The organism is Vibrio sp. B183 (assembly GCF_000740665.1).
Classification (GTDB): Bacteria; Pseudomonadota; Gammaproteobacteria; order Enterobacterales; family Vibrionaceae; genus Vibrio; species Vibrio coralliilyticus.
This window is the reverse complement of the sequence record NZ_JPQB01000016.1, coordinates 1-15,331: the sequence shown is the minus strand read 5'-3', so window position 1 is coordinate 15,331 and position 15,331 is coordinate 1. Positions and strand designations below refer to the sequence as shown.

13 protein-coding genes are annotated in these 15,331 nt (G+C 43.2%); 6 read left to right on the top strand and 7 right to left on the bottom strand.

Annotation, left to right across the window (positions count from 1 at the left end; genetic code table 11):
- Positions 1-85 precede the first annotated feature (85 nt).
- Positions 86-484, top strand: coding sequence for a VOC family protein (locus tag IX95_RS18360; RefSeq protein ID WP_006962554.1), 399 nt, complete (start codon positions 86-88; stop codon positions 482-484).
- Positions 484-1,056, top strand: a complete 573-nt coding sequence (locus IX95_RS18355) for a flavodoxin family protein (protein ID WP_081885461.1) — start codon at positions 484-486, stop codon at positions 1,054-1,056. The genes IX95_RS18360 and IX95_RS18355 overlap by 1 nt, the downstream gene beginning before the upstream one ends.
- Before the next feature lie 66 nt (positions 1,057-1,122).
- On the opposite strand, the gene IX95_RS18350 is transcribed toward IX95_RS18355, so the two are convergent.
- The 5 genes from IX95_RS18350 to accD form a co-directional block, all read right to left on the bottom strand.
- The gene (locus IX95_RS18350; protein WP_038162838.1) at positions 1,123-3,483 is read right to left on the bottom strand and encodes a DNRLRE domain-containing protein; all 2,361 of its coding nucleotides are present in this window, start codon (positions 3,481-3,483) and stop codon (positions 1,123-1,125) included.
- 56 nt (positions 3,484-3,539) lie between these two features.
- The gene (locus IX95_RS18345; protein ID WP_038162836.1) at positions 3,540-4,157 is read right to left on the bottom strand and encodes an Lcl C-terminal domain-containing protein; all 618 of its coding nucleotides are present in this window, start codon (positions 4,155-4,157) and stop codon (positions 3,540-3,542) included.
- Positions 4,154-5,713, bottom strand: a complete 1,560-nt coding sequence (locus tag IX95_RS18340) for an ethylbenzene dehydrogenase-related protein (protein ID WP_038162834.1) — start codon at positions 5,711-5,713, stop codon at positions 4,154-4,156. The genes IX95_RS18345 and IX95_RS18340 overlap by 4 nt, the downstream gene beginning before the upstream one ends.
- A gap of 255 nt (positions 5,714-5,968) precedes the next feature.
- Positions 5,969-7,300, bottom strand: coding sequence for an MFS transporter (locus tag IX95_RS18335; RefSeq protein WP_038162832.1), 1,332 nt, complete (start codon positions 7,298-7,300; stop codon positions 5,969-5,971).
- A gap of 171 nt (positions 7,301-7,471) precedes the next feature.
- Positions 7,472-8,338, bottom strand: coding sequence for an acetyl-CoA carboxylase, carboxyltransferase subunit beta (accD, locus tag IX95_RS18330; protein WP_038162830.1), 867 nt, complete (start codon positions 8,336-8,338; stop codon positions 7,472-7,474).
- Positions 8,339-8,445: 107 nt separating this feature from the next.
- On the opposite strand from accD, the gene IX95_RS18325 reads away from it, so the two are divergent.
- The 3 genes from IX95_RS18325 to IX95_RS18315 all read left to right on the top strand — a co-directional run bounded on the left by IX95_RS18325 (position 8,446) and on the right by IX95_RS18315 (position 11,459).
- Positions 8,446-9,345 carry a LysR family transcriptional regulator gene (locus tag IX95_RS18325; protein ID WP_038162829.1) on the top strand — a complete coding sequence of 300 codons (900 nt, stop codon included), beginning with the start codon at positions 8,446-8,448 and terminating at the stop codon, positions 9,343-9,345.
- Positions 9,346-9,804: 459 nt separating this feature from the next.
- A complete protein-coding gene (locus tag IX95_RS18320; protein WP_216617298.1) occupies positions 9,805-11,007 on the top strand; it encodes a hypothetical protein in 1,203 nt (400 codons plus the stop codon).
- Positions 11,004-11,459: a hypothetical protein gene (locus IX95_RS18315; RefSeq protein ID WP_038162826.1), complete on the top strand. Its 456-nt coding sequence runs from the start codon at positions 11,004-11,006 to the stop codon at positions 11,457-11,459. The genes IX95_RS18320 and IX95_RS18315 overlap by 4 nt, the downstream gene beginning before the upstream one ends.
- 241 nt (positions 11,460-11,700) lie before the next feature.
- Here IX95_RS18315 and IX95_RS26560 read toward each other — a convergent pair whose 3' ends face one another.
- Both IX95_RS26560 and IX95_RS18305 read right to left on the bottom strand, forming a co-directional pair.
- Positions 11,701-11,886 (bottom strand): hypothetical protein, encoded by a 186-nt coding sequence (locus IX95_RS26560; protein WP_038162822.1) that lies wholly within the window; start codon positions 11,884-11,886, stop codon positions 11,701-11,703.
- Positions 11,886-14,027: an AAA family ATPase gene (locus IX95_RS18305; protein WP_038162819.1), complete on the bottom strand. Its 2,142-nt coding sequence runs from the start codon at positions 14,025-14,027 to the stop codon at positions 11,886-11,888. Before IX95_RS18305 ends, IX95_RS26560 begins: the two co-directional genes overlap by 1 nt.
- A 388-nt stretch (positions 14,028-14,415) precedes the next feature.
- On the opposite strand from IX95_RS18305, the gene IX95_RS18300 reads away from it, so the two are divergent.
- The gene (locus tag IX95_RS18300; protein ID WP_038162817.1) at positions 14,416-15,282 is read left to right on the top strand and encodes an AraC family transcriptional regulator; all 867 of its coding nucleotides are present in this window, start codon (positions 14,416-14,418) and stop codon (positions 15,280-15,282) included.
- The last annotated feature ends 49 nt before the right edge of the window (positions 15,283-15,331 follow it).

Genomic DNA, 15,331 nt, shown 5'->3' with positions numbered 1-15,331 from the left:
TGAGGTTTTATCCTGCGTTTTCTTAGTTTCAAGGAGGCCCAGAGATGGGCCATCGCTGAGCACAGGATTTTGATAAGGAGCAACTATGATCCCAAGGAACTCAACATTGCGTGTCGCTCGACCAACGAACGATCTAGATACTCTCACCAATATGTATATTAACGGCTTAGGCTTTGAATTGCTGAGCAGCTTTACCGACCATGAAGGCTTTAGTGGAACCATCATCGGTCATCCAGCTCATCCCTATCATTTAGAATTTACACACCACTACGGCAGCCATGTAGGGCCTGCACCAAGTCAGGATAATTTGCTGGTGTTTTACGTACCCGACGAAAGTGATTGGAAGCGTTGCTGTCAGAATATGCTCGGTGCGGGTTTTCAGAAAGTGACCTCATTCAATCCTTATTGGGAAAACGTTGGATGTACTTTTGAAGACATCGATGGTTACCGCGTTGTATTGCAGCGTCAGGTTTGGGAGGCGTAATGGGCAATTTAGAGCATGTAAAATTAGATCGAGATATGCGAATCGCGATTGTACTTGGCTCGTCAAAGGCAGATGGCAATACACATCAATTCGCTGAAGCTGTTGCTGCGGTTTCCGGGGGGCGCGTGTTTGACTTGTCAGATTATGACATCACATATTACGACTACAAACATCAGAACGAATCCGATGATTTTCTTGAGTTGATGCGTACATTGGTGGATGCAGACCATATAGTTTGGGCGTCCCCTGTGTACTGGTATTCGATGTCAGCTCAGATGAAAGTGTTTTTTGACAGGTTGTCGGACTTGACGGAGAACGACAAGCTTTTAGGTCGGCGATGGGCAGGAAAAGGCATGTCGGTCATTTCTACGGGCTATCAATCTACGTGTCCATCGTGTTTTATTGAACCATTTGTGATGACCGCTCGGTATTTTGATTTAGATTTCAGAGGCCACCAATATCTCTCTATTCAAACGGAAGCTGATCTTACGCATATAGAATCGGCTGCTAGAAAAGCGGCAGCGCATATCAACAGCCAGCAAATTCGTGAGAAAGACGTCAGCGTACAATAACTGTGAAAGCGTTCAATCTGGGCGTTGAAACTTTCGCCCAGATTGAAGCCGAGCTATTCGTAGTCGCTAATGATAAGTGACTGTTAACACGGGGCCCATTCCCAGTTCGCGGGAGCTGATATCAAGACCATTGAGGCTCTTGGGTACAATGATAAGCCCAGTGTTTTCTCCGTTAAGCCAAGATTTAAGTAAGTCCGAGTTGGTCAAATCGATACGGTAAACACCAGTCTCTTTTGGTGAGAAGGTGGTTAGGTAGTCGCCAGAACCGCCATTATCGTAAATCGATTGCCAGGTCGCCGTCTGCTCATTCCAATTTTGATTGACGCGATACAATTCAAAATTGCCAGTCGAAGCATTGGTCACGTGTAATGCCAATATCACTGAATCGAATTCAACGCCTTCAGGTAATGCAGAGACATCAAACTTCATCAGCGCATTGGTTTTTCCATATTTGGTATCAAGCAAGTCAGCAAGTAAGCCGTCTGCATGATTGTTGAAGTTTTCAGAAGCTTTGCTGGAGGCGATAAAGGTATCGTCGCTGGTTGGTAACGATAATGAGTTAACAGGTGTCTCACAGTCTTTGCGTTCGTTGTAGCTCACGACTAGTGCTGGTGGTGTACCTGTTTCGCTTGAATCAAAGTCAAGGCCATCTGTCGTACCGGCTGACGCGATGACTAGGCCAAAATTGCCATCATGCTCCCATAAGTCGAGTAGGTGGCTGTCGGTTAGATCAACATCGACCGTTCCCGTTGATGATGGTATGAATTGGGTCAGTGTTCTTCCGGCGATTTGTTCACCATCCACTGAATTCCAGGTCGCCGATGAGTCTTTCCACTCCTCTGCAGCGACATGAACGCCATACTCTCCATAAGATTTGTTGGTGACTTGCAATTCAAGCTTAACACCGGCTATATCGACACAAGTTGGAATGGATGAAACGTCAAAGGCCATTAGGCTCATAGTTCGGCCGTAGGTAGAATCAGATGCATCGGCGAGCAAGCTATCTTCATGTCCATCAAAGTTAGTGTCTGGCTGTGATTGTGCGACAAAAACATCTTGTGTGGCGGATAAGCGAATGAACGAAGGAGATGTATCAGGATCTTGATTTTTAAGTATCGAGAGACGATCCGCGGATTGAACTAATTCCATCGTTTCTCCGACTTCGTTGAGTGACCACCAATTCACGTTCTCGGGTAAACGGAGGCTATCCGCTTCTCTCTCCTCTCTTGTCAGCGTTGAAGCTGAAGCATCAAACTGCGCAGTTCGGACGGTCATGGAGTCTTTCAACACTTGAATGACTTTTACTTGCTGAATACTTGCTGCATCTAGCGTCCAGCTTTTAGGGTCATTAGCAGAGCGGGCTGCTGCCCCCCAACTGCCTTCACCGATGTACACTGTTCCTCCGGTTGGCGAACTAACAAAGTTGTTACCGTCTGGTTTTAGTTCTCGGGTCGCTTTGGTTAAGTGACTATCTGATTCGACAACGAGATTCATACTGTGCTGGTAAAACAACTCTGCCCACCAGCTAAACAAATCTGGGCTATCAGACTTGGATGAAACGTGAGGAAACATTGGTCTGTGGTATTGTGCCACGCGCCAGATGTTCTCTTCGCCATGAGTGGCCAAATCTTGTTCTAGCCATTCGTTCATTTGGGATGCATAGCTTGACCAGCCACTTTTGCGAAATTGGCTGTTCAGCGTGTAGACGCGAAGTAATGGCGAAATGTTAACAACGTTGTAGGTATCAAAAGGATTACACTCGCCATTACCGTCAGCATCGACTCCAAACACTTTACACAGCGTTGAGTAATCGTAATCTTCGTGGTTGCCGTGGGTTGGAATGAATGGGTAGGTACGTTTGTACGCTTTGCCATCTATCTGGTCACTGGAAAAGGTCAATGCCCAATCTTCTAAGTACTGAGCCATTTGCGACGCGCTGTTTTGGCTGGTGTAATCGCCACCGTGAAGAATGAACAAAGGGCGAACCTTCGCGACTAGTTGATTCCCCATTCTTCGGTTGGTCCACCCTGTGCGAGTATCGCCCCCAGCGATCATGACAAACTCACTATTGTCTACAGGAGCGGTACGGAACCAAAAGCGCTCACCACAACCTTGTTGGTCACAGACACGATAGTAAATGGGGGAATCCGGCGTCAGGTTATCCAATCGGACAAAATAGCTGAGTAAGTCGCCAGCAAATACATGATCGTAGCTAGGTTGTTTGGTTAGCCATGTGGCTTCATCGGTTGACGTTCCATATTGCACATAGGGTTGTTCACTCTCGCCGTTAGGCGAGAATCCAATGACCGCTTCTCGCGCAGGGTCACCGTCCCAGACTACTCGATGATATTGTGTCGCGGCTCCCGCATTCAGGCCGGTGAGCCCGGCTACGGCTAAAAGTGACAGTGTTGCAATCCTTCGAATCATAATAAAGTCCATAGTTTATGGGTTAGAGTCGGTCTAAACTGACCATGAAAATTCGACTACCGAGCTTGAGTGACCAAGATTAAAAAGGCGGCATTTCGATAGGGAAGGGTTTTCACTTGGCCATCACGAAAGTCAACGGCGTTTGCCCCTTCGCCCAATCGAGAGTAAAAGCCGCTTAAAGGAATCGAATGGTCTGCTGTCCAGTAATCACCTTTGCGCACCCTAGGAAAAAATCCGCCACTGATTTTGGCCTGCCCATTTGGAACCGAGAGGTTAATCAGTGTGGAGAGCTCGTCCGTTGTGGGGACTCGCCAATCACTGCGGCCACACAAGGATTCGGCGTTGGTTCGAGTGACATGGTCGAAACTGTCGCAGCGACCATCGTCAAAGAAACAATCGCCGCGATCTGGGACACCTCGCGTGCCATCAAACCATGAGTACGACCAATACGAATCATGGATGTTTTCAGAGTCTGTTTTTACTTCCCAGAGTAATCCCGTTTTCTTATCCAACACGCAGCTCCAAGGCCCACTCCAGATATCGATGGGTTGACCTCCCATAGTTATCTTTTGCCATCGTGATGGTTGTGGTTCTTCTTGCTCAATAGGGTTGAAGTAAGCGATGACTACTAAGCTTGCAATCAAAGTGGCGAGTATCGACAGTCGTTTGATCATTGTGTTGCCTCAAGTGCTAAACGTATGCCTTGAGCATGTCGCGTGTGTGCTATTTGGGAATGGTCAAAAGCGGCAACCCAAAGGCATACACCATCACGTATTGCAATGTCCTGAGCTGATCCTGTATCTAATTTTCGAGCGATTTCGAGTGACCATGCTCCGTTGTTCCACTGCCCAAATGCACGGACATCACCTCGGTCACCTTCAAACTGATTGGAGTTATGTAATACCGAAGGAAGGATCGTCTTGAGGGGAGACTGGTCAATGTTATGTGAGTAAACCTTAGTGTCGTGCCAGCTCAGGTAAGGAGCGTGATTCGTAGATTGGTTGATAGACGAAAAAGAGCCGGTTAGGTCTGTATTAGGCAGTCGTTTCGGGATGACGCCATTAGGTGAATACCACTGCCAATTCATTACGTAAGCCCCAGATTCTTTGCCGTCAGTCATATAGCCAGCGGTATAGCGCCTCTTAGCTGGGTCAACTTGCTGAGGAGTAGTGAACGAATTGTCATCCGCCTGATACATGCCATTGGTTCGTACAGCCTTCCAATGCCATAGATCACGAAGGCTGTTATCTGGCGAATAGTGATAACCTTTGCCGTGCCAATTGGCAGGTTTTCCTTCTAGTGGCTTAGGCCCAAGGTGAGCGGTTCCATCGGCGCCTAGGTTGCATGTATTGGAGATCATGATTGCAAGTTTGTCTTCATAGAATTGCTTTTCGTCGAAGTGATAAAAGCCGTTTTCTTCGACTTGCCAACCTTTGTCTGTTTTAACCAGAGGGAGGTGATCCAGACTTTCGGTTGGATCATCCCAAGTGATGTGGAAGAAAATATCCTGCTGGTTGTGGAGCGCTTTAATGCTGATGCGAGTATGCCCATTTTCAAACCCTTCTCCACCATAGGTTTCTACGTAGGTCGACGGTGTATTTTGCCAAATGGGCTCTTCGGCAATGCCATCAATGTTGATAACTTGCTCTGAAGGTAGGGTTGTGGCCGTCAGTACTGAAGAGGAGGTCAGAAAGATGCCCGCCCAAGGGAGAAGGGTAAGCGTTAATACTGCTAATATTTGCAGTATTTCATGCTTGGTTATTCGAGTTGAAAAGATAGTGAGAAATGCCGCCACACCATATTGGAGAAAGTAACCGCCAGCGTGCAGAAATACGTAAAGTAGTGCCCCGTGTGCAAGATAAAAGTGAAGCTTGCTTGCTTCACCTGCGTAACCGCCAAGCAGCAGCCACCCTGTCAAGATTAATGCAGGGAAGAGGAGGTAGCTGACTTTAACGAAGCGTTGATTAAATGCGTTGATACCTCGACGCTGGCTCGATTTAACACTCGGCTTGAGCCTCCAACGATAAATACAATATGAGAGCGCCAAAGCACTTAACGCAATACCTGAATAGATGTGGATGGAATGCAATTGCCCTTGAGGAAGCCACACCGAGAAGAAAAGCCATTGCGGATGGCTTACTGTTGCAATGCGAAAGCCTGTTAAAAGATTCATCAGAACACACAGCATGGCAAAGCCATGCAGCACGACCCAAAGTAGTGTCCGTTTCATTAACCAGATTGAGCAAGTTGATAAAGGTGAGCCAACTTTAAAGTAAATAATTCAAAAGGATAGGATATGAATCACATATGAATAATGTTTAATATGAATTTCTTGTCGTTGTAATAATTCATTGATGTCAGCCCAATATCAAAGCCGACGAAAAGAAACGTAGGCAAGCAGAACTAAGTGCTACACGATGGCCTAGAAGGTCATCTACTTGAGCATATTGAAGCTTTAAACCGAGGCTGCTCATTACATTCCTCTTCAGAAAATCGCCTTCTTCCTATGTTTGATATAGAAAAAAGCGCTGATTGTGATGAACAGAAACGTAAAGTAATAGAAAAATGAAGAGAGTGAGGCGATGAAGTCGATGTGCTGTTCTATCTCCTGCTCAGTATAATTCTGAGACACCAGCTTATAGTAGTAGGCGTATAGAATACCGATTGAGCCGTATCCTAAGTTGAACATTAAACCTTTGAAACTCAACACCGTTGCTCTGTTGTGAGACTCAGTCTTTTTATTGAGGTGATAACTAATGAAGATGTTCATCGTCATGATGATAAAGATGAGTAACAGGGCAGGGATTACCCCATAGATTGACCACCCTTGGCTGATCCAATAGTACGTCGCCATGCTTGCTAACCCCATGATCGCAATAAACCTTTTGGGGGCGATACGTTCCGCTAGTTTACGACTCTGCCCAGCCAATAGGATTTGCAAGACGCTTATCCCCGCACCGATGAAGCCGAAATAGATAATCGGAATATCTATTGCGCGATAGTATTGGCTGTTCATCGTTAAGAACATCCGCGATGTATGCTCGAACAAGCTGTAGTAGAGCAATATGAATAACACGTAAGGGGTCGAAAGCACCCACTTACCCGTATTCAGTGTTAATTTGAGGCTGGCGATTGTGGTGGCAAATTTGCTGTCGTGCACAGGCAATGCACTGTTGTCTTCTTCCATATTGATTGCGGCATAAAAAGCGATAAGCGCAACAAATAAAGTGGCGTAGACAGGAATACGCATGATGTCTTGCGTCTTTTCTGGAGCGTCGAGGCCAAGGAGGTTAAACACCGACGCCATAAAGTTCACGTCATACATGGCTGCGCCAATTAGGGTGACCAAGATCCCCACGCTAGAGGAAATACGCAGTTGGATCTGCAGTACTTGCGGCCAGACGTCTTCTTTCCCTTGTTCTTTGAGTGTGTCGTAAGCCAAAGCCTCGTCGGCGCCACTCGCTAATGCCATCGCCAAGCCACTCAACACTCGGTTAATCAAAAAGACAAAGAAAACAATAGTAGGGTTACCCGTCGGCACGAAAGCGATCATGGCGATCTCTATAAACATGACCACCGAAGATAACACCACCAGCTTTTTACGCCCCAAGGTATCAGCAAAAGCGCCAGATGGGACTTCTGCAAGAACAATGGTCGCCGCCCAAACGACGTTAAGCATCGCGAACTGAGACAGGGTTAAGCCATAATCGAGATAGAGTAGGGTGAATACAGGGTAGTAAAAACGCGCAAAGTAACTGCTCCGAAAGATTAAGAAGCTGCGGACATTACGGATTTGAAGAGTTTCTCGGAGCGTCATGAAGTATTCAACATTTTGATGATCTAAAGATTATGTATATACCTTTTGTGGCTCAATGGTAAAGGTTTTGTGCTTGATTTAATTGGATTATTGCCACGCTTAACCCGTTAGTGAAGGAAAGCGCATTCAGAACTTGTCTTGCGATGAAACCGCTTTCCAGTTGAGTGGCCGTTATTCATCCATAGTAAGCGGTGTGTTTGTCAGCATAGACAGTAGTCTTGCTACTCGTTTTCTCATATCACGTCTATCGATAATCATATCGATTGCCCCATGATCCAATAGAAACTCACTTTGCTGGAAATCTTCGGGCAATGTCTCACGTACGGTTTGTTCGATTACGCGACGCCCAGCAAAGCCGACTCTTGCCTTTGGTTCGCCAATATTAATGTCCCCAAGCATCGCTAAGCTTGCAGAGACACCACCGTAAGTTTGGTCAGTGAGTATTGAAATGTAGGGTAATTTAGCATTTGAGAGTTGTTTCAATGCTGCACTGGTTTTGGCCATTTGCATTAACGCCATCAAGGACTCTTGCATCCGAGCGCCGCCACAAGCCGAAAAGCACACCAAACCGCAGTTGCTCTCTATCGCAGTGTTAACAGCGTGAACAAACCGCGCACCCACCACGGAACCCATCGAGCCGGCCATAAATGAAAACTCAAAGGCGCAGGCTACAACGGGCAGGCCCATAAGCGCACCTTTCATTGCAATTAACGCATCTTTTTCGCTTGACTCTTTTTGAGCCAAAGCAATACGGTCTTTGTACCGTTTTTGATCTTTAAAGCCCAGCGTATCTCTTGGTTCATGATGACTCGCAATTTCAACCTTTTCCCCAGCATCTAAGAAGCTATCAAGTCGGCAGCGTGCTTTCATTCTCATGTGGTGGTTACAGTGAGGGCAGACGTCCAAGTGAATTTCCAGCGTTTTGTAGTAAAGAACTTGATTGCACTGAGGGCATGTTTTCCATAAGCCTTGCGGTATTTCTGATTTTCCAGCACGGACAATATTCTTTTTATGTATTAGCTTTTCAAGCCAACTCATGAGTCACCTTTAGTTGTTTAATCCAGTTCATGCATTGTATAAACCCAAATTAGGCAATAAAGTGTAATTAATGAGTTAGTAAATCCAATATAATGGGATAATCAATCGTGCTTGAGAAAATTGAACAGCAATGGCTGACAAGTTTTCACTCTGTATTTGAAAACATGAGTTTTAAACGTGCATCCGAGTTTCTCCAGTTGCCAACTTCCAACGTCAGTCGCCACATCAGTATGCTCGAAGAGCGACTTGATACACGACTATTTGATAGGACGACTCGAAAAATAGCTCCGACAAACGCGGGAGAGCACCTATATTTGCTGACACAGCCGTTAATGAGCAAATTGAACGATGCACTTGAAGAGGTCACTCGCCACTCTCAAGAAGCTGTTGGGCAGCTTAGGGTATTGATGCCAGACTCACCGCCATTAGCGAATGCAGTGGTCAGCTTTTGCGAGCTATACCCATCCATCTCATTGTGTTGTGATACGAGCATCAGCCCGAAAGAAGATTTGTTCGATGGGTTTGATATTATCTTGAAATTCCATCGCGGACGTCTTGAAGATTCAAATCTGGTTGCGAGAGAGATTAAGCGCTGGCCGAGTGTTGTTGTCGGTTCTCCTAAACTGCTAGAGCGGTACCCGACACCTTTTCAGACGACTGATTTACAACACATTCCATGCATCAGCAGTCTGACTGCAATAAACGGAACTCCGTGGGTTTTCAAAAAAGATAGCGGCGAACTTAGTACTCAGAAAGTACGATCTTCGTTTAAGGTCAACAGTGGTCATCTGGCGAAAACGGGCGCGATATCTGGGTTAGGGCTTGCGATACTGCCAATTGAAACGTGCCAAGCTGAAATCAATTCCGGTGCTTTAAAGATCATAGAAATGGAGTACCAACCCGATGACTTGGTTCTTTATGCCTTTTACGCATCAAGAAAACACGTAGCCAATAAGATTCCTATGTTCATTGAGCATATTAAGCAGCATGAGAATTTTGGTAGCTGAACAGCGTTCTAATTCGCATGATGTATTCAAATCTGGCGTTCAATTTGGCTGACTGAAAGTAACTGTTCTATTAATACGGTCATGGAAACGAAGCTGTTAGCTCTTTATTGGACAGAAACACCTTAGAGTTTAAAATCTAACGCGCTCAATATAGATTAAATTAATATCTTGAAACCTTAAACGCTTGTTAGGCATTTTTCTTCTAAGGTTCCTTGTGCCTCCAATCAATATGTACTGGATACGCTACCAAGTTACAATCCAACCCATATGAATGTTGCTCACCACCTACGCTACATTTTGCGAACCCTTTACCGACTAAATGACACTCTCAATCATTCATATGAGATATTTATCACAAATACTTAGTTTTAGTAAAAGTGCATGTCAATTTAGACATTTTTTATCTTTTATAAAAGTTAGCATAGGTGAAATCCTGAGATTCTTTTCTGAGCAATAACAATGAGTAACCCAGAAAGCATATTCCCTAAAGGCTCGATAGCTTATGAAAACGAGCAGAAACAAAATCCATCAAGCAACTCCGAAGCTGAAGCCGAAACCTTTTTCCCTAAGACTTCTATTGCCTATCAAAATGAAGTTAAGACTAATAGAATTTCCCCCGGCGTTGGTAAAGGTTTCCTTTCTCCATTAAAAAGACAAAGCACGATTACACCGGCCAGAACTGCGAATATTGGTCCTGAAAATATGTATTGGCCACCATATGACTTTACTTCAGGTCAGTACATAAACACAAAGCAATTACCTGATGAGAGTTTGCGTAATAACCTACAAGAGAATCAAGAACATGTGATGTTTCTAACTCTCGAAGAAGCATTTAGAGTGCTACAGAGCTGGGGATGGAAAGATACTCAAGCGACTTGGAAATCAATGACAACCTCCACAGGCGCACAAATCATGATCAACTATGGTGTAAACGGTAAAGATATCGTCACTACTTCAATGGTCATCGCCCAATTTAATGTCCATGGCATTAAAGCGACCAAACTCGGATTAAAAGCTACTTTTGGTATGAAGATGTCAACTTACTACAACCAAACTGGCACCGAAATGATTAAATTGAGTGGCTATTCTGGCTTGAGAAGGATATTAACAGGCACAACGTACAGGCTTGACAACCCTAAAGTGGTTCAACTAGGGATAGGTAAATATGGATTAGCTAATTCAATCAAATCAGGAACCGTTATAACTATATTTGTTGCTGCTGGATTTCGGATCTTAGATTACGCGTTAAATGACGAAATCTTTTTAACCGATTTAATAGGCTCATTAGCCACAGATATTGTAAAAATCGGCATCTCTTCTGCGGTTTCCGCTGCGTTAGGTGCTGCCTCACTAGCCTTTGTATCTTTTGTGGCGGTTAACCTTGCCATAGTTGTTGCTGCCGGTTTGGTCACATCTATTGTACTAAACGAACTGGATGAGCATTATGGTATAACGCCTAAGGTCATTGAACTATTGGAGAAAGCACAGCAGGAAGCGGTTGAAAAAGCAGAGCAACTAAAAGAAGATGCTTATGATAGCGTTCTCGATCTAGCTGAAATGTTGCTGGAAGGCGTTTTAGAAACAGGCAAAGAAGTGGTAGAGAGCGAAGTAAAACGATTCATCAAAAAATCGTTAAATGAATTAACCCCGAGAGTACTATGAGTATTTCCCATCTGATAAAAAAAATTAAAAGAGTATCTAAGTTTTTTCCAGCGACCCTTATTGGCGCAGGGTTAACTTCCGCCTGCTTTTATTTAGGTTTAAGCAAAATAGCTAATTTCGCTCAAGAAATTGGAAATGTAGCGGTATATTCTCGTTTTGATTTTAGCCTCATACCATTTGGTATTGTTATGCTCGGATTTACCATTACGGCTGTATATTATATTTACTATGAAAAACGGTTTGAAGATACGCACGGTCACATTCTTAATTACACAATGGTAGTTGCATTTGCCCTTTCAATAATCTTAGTTTTTATTACTCCATCAATCTATCAAAACCGCTTGGAAAATGCTGGGCTAAAGGAGTGTAGTAATACACCAAGCAGCTACCTACCCTTATTTGGTACCAAGTTTGTCAAAGATGAATCGTTATGCCGACTAAGGCACAATTAGCTAACGTCAGCTTTTCTAAAACCATACTTTAACTAGATCGTACCAATTTCTACTCATTAAATTACTTTTGGCCAGAAGTGCGTTTGTCCTGCTCCCTATCCTAAATAACTCAGATTTGTGAGAGTAACTAAAATCGGTCTCACTCAGGCCACGTAAGCGATTTACACAAAAATCGAAGCATATTAAACTTGTTTCGCTACCACTTTGGTAATTCTCCAGCCTACTGAACCGAAGTAGCTTATTACATTGTGTGATGAGGCTGCCTGTGGCAAGCACAGGCACTCAGTGGAGATTTTGCCGATGAGACAGAAAATTGTTGATGTACGTCAGTACACTCGATTTCGTCTAGGCAAGCTTGAGGTAGTGTGTAAACACCGCCGATCGCTGCCAAGACGATAAGTTGATTGAATACCTCAGTGGTAACCACTATGACTCCATCATACAGTGGTAATGTTCCTCGTCTTGACTCTCTATAAATATAGACTTGAATCTTTCCAAGTACGCTTGAGGTTCAACTTCGACCATCAAACCAATGTTCGTTGGATCAGAGTGTGAACTCCTATTAATGTAGCGATAAAAAGCTTTGTGTCCTTGCTCTGGCTCTTTTTCTGCTAATTCATTTAGGATGTCAGATAGCTTGTCTCTCTTATGCACAAAACCGAAATAATACTCAATTATGTTTCGCATGACATTGGGTAAAACGACAGGATTGGCACTGCCCTCAATGACATCTTTGATTATTTGCCATAAAGACTGATAATCATTTTTTAGCTCACCTTTATTCATTGGTTGTACATTGGTGTATTGCTTTTTAATTAAGCGATATAGGGAGTATTTATCATTGAACCTATCATTGCCCTTTCTGAACTTATTGCCTTTAATGATTTTGGTGTGGGTCAGAGAGGCTATGTCATAGATATAGTTTTGAGAGAGACTAGAAATCGGATCATCAATAACGATCAGTTTTTCTTTATCAGCGATGTCTGAATCCTTACTCATACTGCCGTTGCATTTCTCGATAAAGTACAAGAAGGTTATCAGTGTCTTTTCTCCTTCACTGAGGGACTTAAACACTTCTTTTCCTTCATTGGTCTTTTCCCCTCGGCTAAGTACAAAGTAATTTTGTTGCTCTGGGTCAGTTGATGAAACAATTTCAAAGCTCGTTAGACCTAGACTCTTCAAATTTATATTAATTCTTTCAATGGTATCGTCAATATTTGACGTTTTTGATCGAAGGTAACTGATTCTGCTAGCAACTTTTTGACCAACCTGTTTCACCCTTTTCAAGTCTGCATTTAGTTGTTTGATGTCACTATTTTTTTCATCTATCAAACGCTTTTCCAATGAAAAAATAGACTCAGTATGATATCTAACTGAATCCCACATCCTGTCTTGGATGTCTTTTTTGCTTTCCTTGAATTTTCTTGCCTTTGTTATTATCACTTTAACGGCTGCATTGATCTCTTCAGAGATACTCATTAAAGGGGCTGATTTCTCCTGATAATCAATGATTTCAATAGATAAGCTTGGTTTTTCTATCTTGGATTTAATCAGGTCTAGGTTGTCTTGATAGACACGCTCTAGAAGAGCAATAACTGGGTCAACCTTATGTAAGTTTGGGTCATATAACGAACAATTGATAAACGCATCTTGGATGGATGTTATATAGTTAGTGACCGCATAGCCGTAAGACTTCGATAAAGCTTCTACTTTTTGCACGTTGGAGTCATATGTTTTATCAAATAATGCAGCAAGCTCAGAGCGAAAGGTATCATCTATCGTATCTTTCTGACAAAAAGGGCATTTTGTTTGCTCTTCTGCTAAGTAGATATCTTTACCATTCTTAACCCAATTTTGGTTGTTGAGTTCAGTGATAAACTCTGTGAGCTGACTACTTGATGAACCTACAATTGGTTCAGAAAGGATTGTTGTTTCTTCAATGCTTAGGCTTGGTGGGGAAGGTAGCTCAATTAATGTCGGTAGTGCTTTATCAGATTGAGTTAGGGAATCATACTCAGCTTGAAGGCTTTCAATAGAGTCTTGGGATAGCCCTTTTTGTGACTTTACTTGTTTGTAGAAATTACTTTTAGGTCTTTTAAACCCTTCAAGAAACGGCGCAAGAGATGTTTTCTCAATGATATGTTTTTGTTTGAATACTTCTTCGATAGCAGAATCCGTCGCCTTTCCTTGAGCTGTTTCGGCTTCTGATATCTTTGCTTTGATCCCGTTGTATAATTCTAAAAGCTTTTCCCTCAATTTTGACTTTTCAGCAATTCTTGCTTCAAGATCTGCATTGTCTTTGCTCAATGTGAATACACCTTCCTGCATTGAGCTTTTTACAAAGTGTTGCTCTACAAAGGCTTGGTTGTACACGATAGGGGTAAAACTCCCTTCAACATTAAGGCTGCAACCATCGAATTTTTCTCTATCATACAAGAAATTAGAAACTGTGGACTTGCCTGCTCCATTTAAGCCAAAAATCAACGTATTCTGCTTTGATATATCGATAATTTGTGGTGTGGTAGGGTGATAGCTAGTAACCCCTTTTATGGTTATAGAATCGCTCACTATTCCCTCGCTAGTTTGACTAAATACACCAATCTTTTAGTAGCTAACTTAAGCCTAAATACTCAATTGATTACATAGTTATACATGAGAAAAACTTGGTCAAGTTGTGCCTGTAGATAAGGTGAATTGAAACAACACTAACTCATAATGGGGCAGAACCTTGTTAGCCGAACGACGACCAAGCTCATCTTTGGAAAGAAGCATGTAGAGCCGAAGAAACAGATCGTGCTTACTTATATTAATCATTAACTCAAGGCCTCAAGCACTCTTTCAGTTTCATTCCATCAATTGCTCATTTTAATGGTGGAAAGTGAGCAACTTTAGTCATGTAAAACGTTTAGCATAGCCATACTATGTTCACACCTTCTTGATAGAGAATAGCTAGCCAATGACAAGTGCCAAACTGCGCAGAGAGCAACAAATCAGAACTGTCTGTAAGTACATAGATACCCACCTTGACCACGAGTTGAGTTTGGATCAATTGAGCCAGATTGCTGTTTGTTCTAAATATCACTTTCAGCGAGTGTTTTCTGCATTTATGGGGATTAGTGCCACACAATATGTACTTTTCGCAAGACTAAAACGAGCGTCATTTCGTTTAGCGTTTGAAAAGAACATAACAGTCACAGATATCGCTTTTGAAGCACAATTTGAAAGCTCCGAAGCTTTCAGCCGTGCCTTTTCGCGCACGTTTGGCCAAACGCCATCTCAATTCAGAAGCCAACCAGAGTGGCAACAATGGCACTCAAAATATGAATTTAATCCACCTACCTCAGGAGAATACGTTGTGGATGTGAATATTGTAGATTTTTCCGAACAACCTATTGCTTTTATTGAGCACCGAGGAAACCCGCAAAGGGTTTTTGAAACGGCAGCTAAGTTTATTGAATGGAGAAAATCGACTGGTCTCTCACCAATAAAAACTAGTAAAACCTTCGGTATTCCCTATGGAGACCCAAACCAGACTCCAGAAGAGGAGTTTCGATTTGATATCTGCGGCAGTCATAGTGGAGAAGTTCCAGAGAACCCATTTTCGGTAAAAGCTGGGGTTATTCCAGCAGGACGTTGCGCAATGGCGTTGCATAAAGGAAGCCACGATACGATTGGAGATACTATATATCAACTCTACCAACAATGGCTAACAACAAGTGGTGAGGAGCTTCGAGAGTTTCCTGTATTCTTCTGCTACCTAAACTTTGTGCACGAAGTAGATGAATGTGATCTCTTGACTGAGGTTTACCTGCCTATTAAATAGTAGCCTGACCATACCGCAGTCGAAAGCCTCGCCTAATGCGAGGCTTGCT

Bases quoted from the DNA above. Each gene is read 5' to 3' on its own strand.
- IX95_RS18360 (WP_006962554.1), top strand. From the start codon at position 86: ATGATCCCAAGGAACTCAACATTGCGTGTCGCTCGACCAACGAACGAT.
- IX95_RS18335 (WP_038162832.1), bottom strand. From the start codon at position 7,300: ATGACGCTCCGAGAAACTCTTCAAATCCGTAATGTCCGCAGCTTCTTA.
- IX95_RS18345 (WP_038162836.1), bottom strand. From the start codon at position 4,157: ATGATCAAACGACTGTCGATACTCGCCACTTTGATTGCAAGCTTAGTA.
- IX95_RS18315 (WP_038162826.1), top strand. From the start codon at position 11,004: ATGAGTATTTCCCATCTGATAAAAAAAATTAAAAGAGTATCTAAGTTT.
- IX95_RS18340 (WP_038162834.1), bottom strand. From the start codon at position 5,713: ATGAAACGGACACTACTTTGGGTCGTGCTGCATGGCTTTGCCATGCTG.
- accD (WP_038162830.1), bottom strand. From the start codon at position 8,338: ATGAGTTGGCTTGAAAAGCTAATACATAAAAAGAATATTGTCCGTGCT.
- IX95_RS18355 (WP_081885461.1), top strand. From the start codon at position 484: ATGGGCAATTTAGAGCATGTAAAATTAGATCGAGATATGCGAATCGCG.
- IX95_RS18300 (WP_038162817.1), top strand. From the start codon at position 14,416: ATGACAAGTGCCAAACTGCGCAGAGAGCAACAAATCAGAACTGTCTGT.
- IX95_RS18320 (WP_216617298.1), top strand. From the start codon at position 9,805: ATGAGTAACCCAGAAAGCATATTCCCTAAAGGCTCGATAGCTTATGAA.
- IX95_RS18350 (WP_038162838.1), bottom strand. From the start codon at position 3,483: ATGATTCGAAGGATTGCAACACTGTCACTTTTAGCCGTAGCCGGGCTC.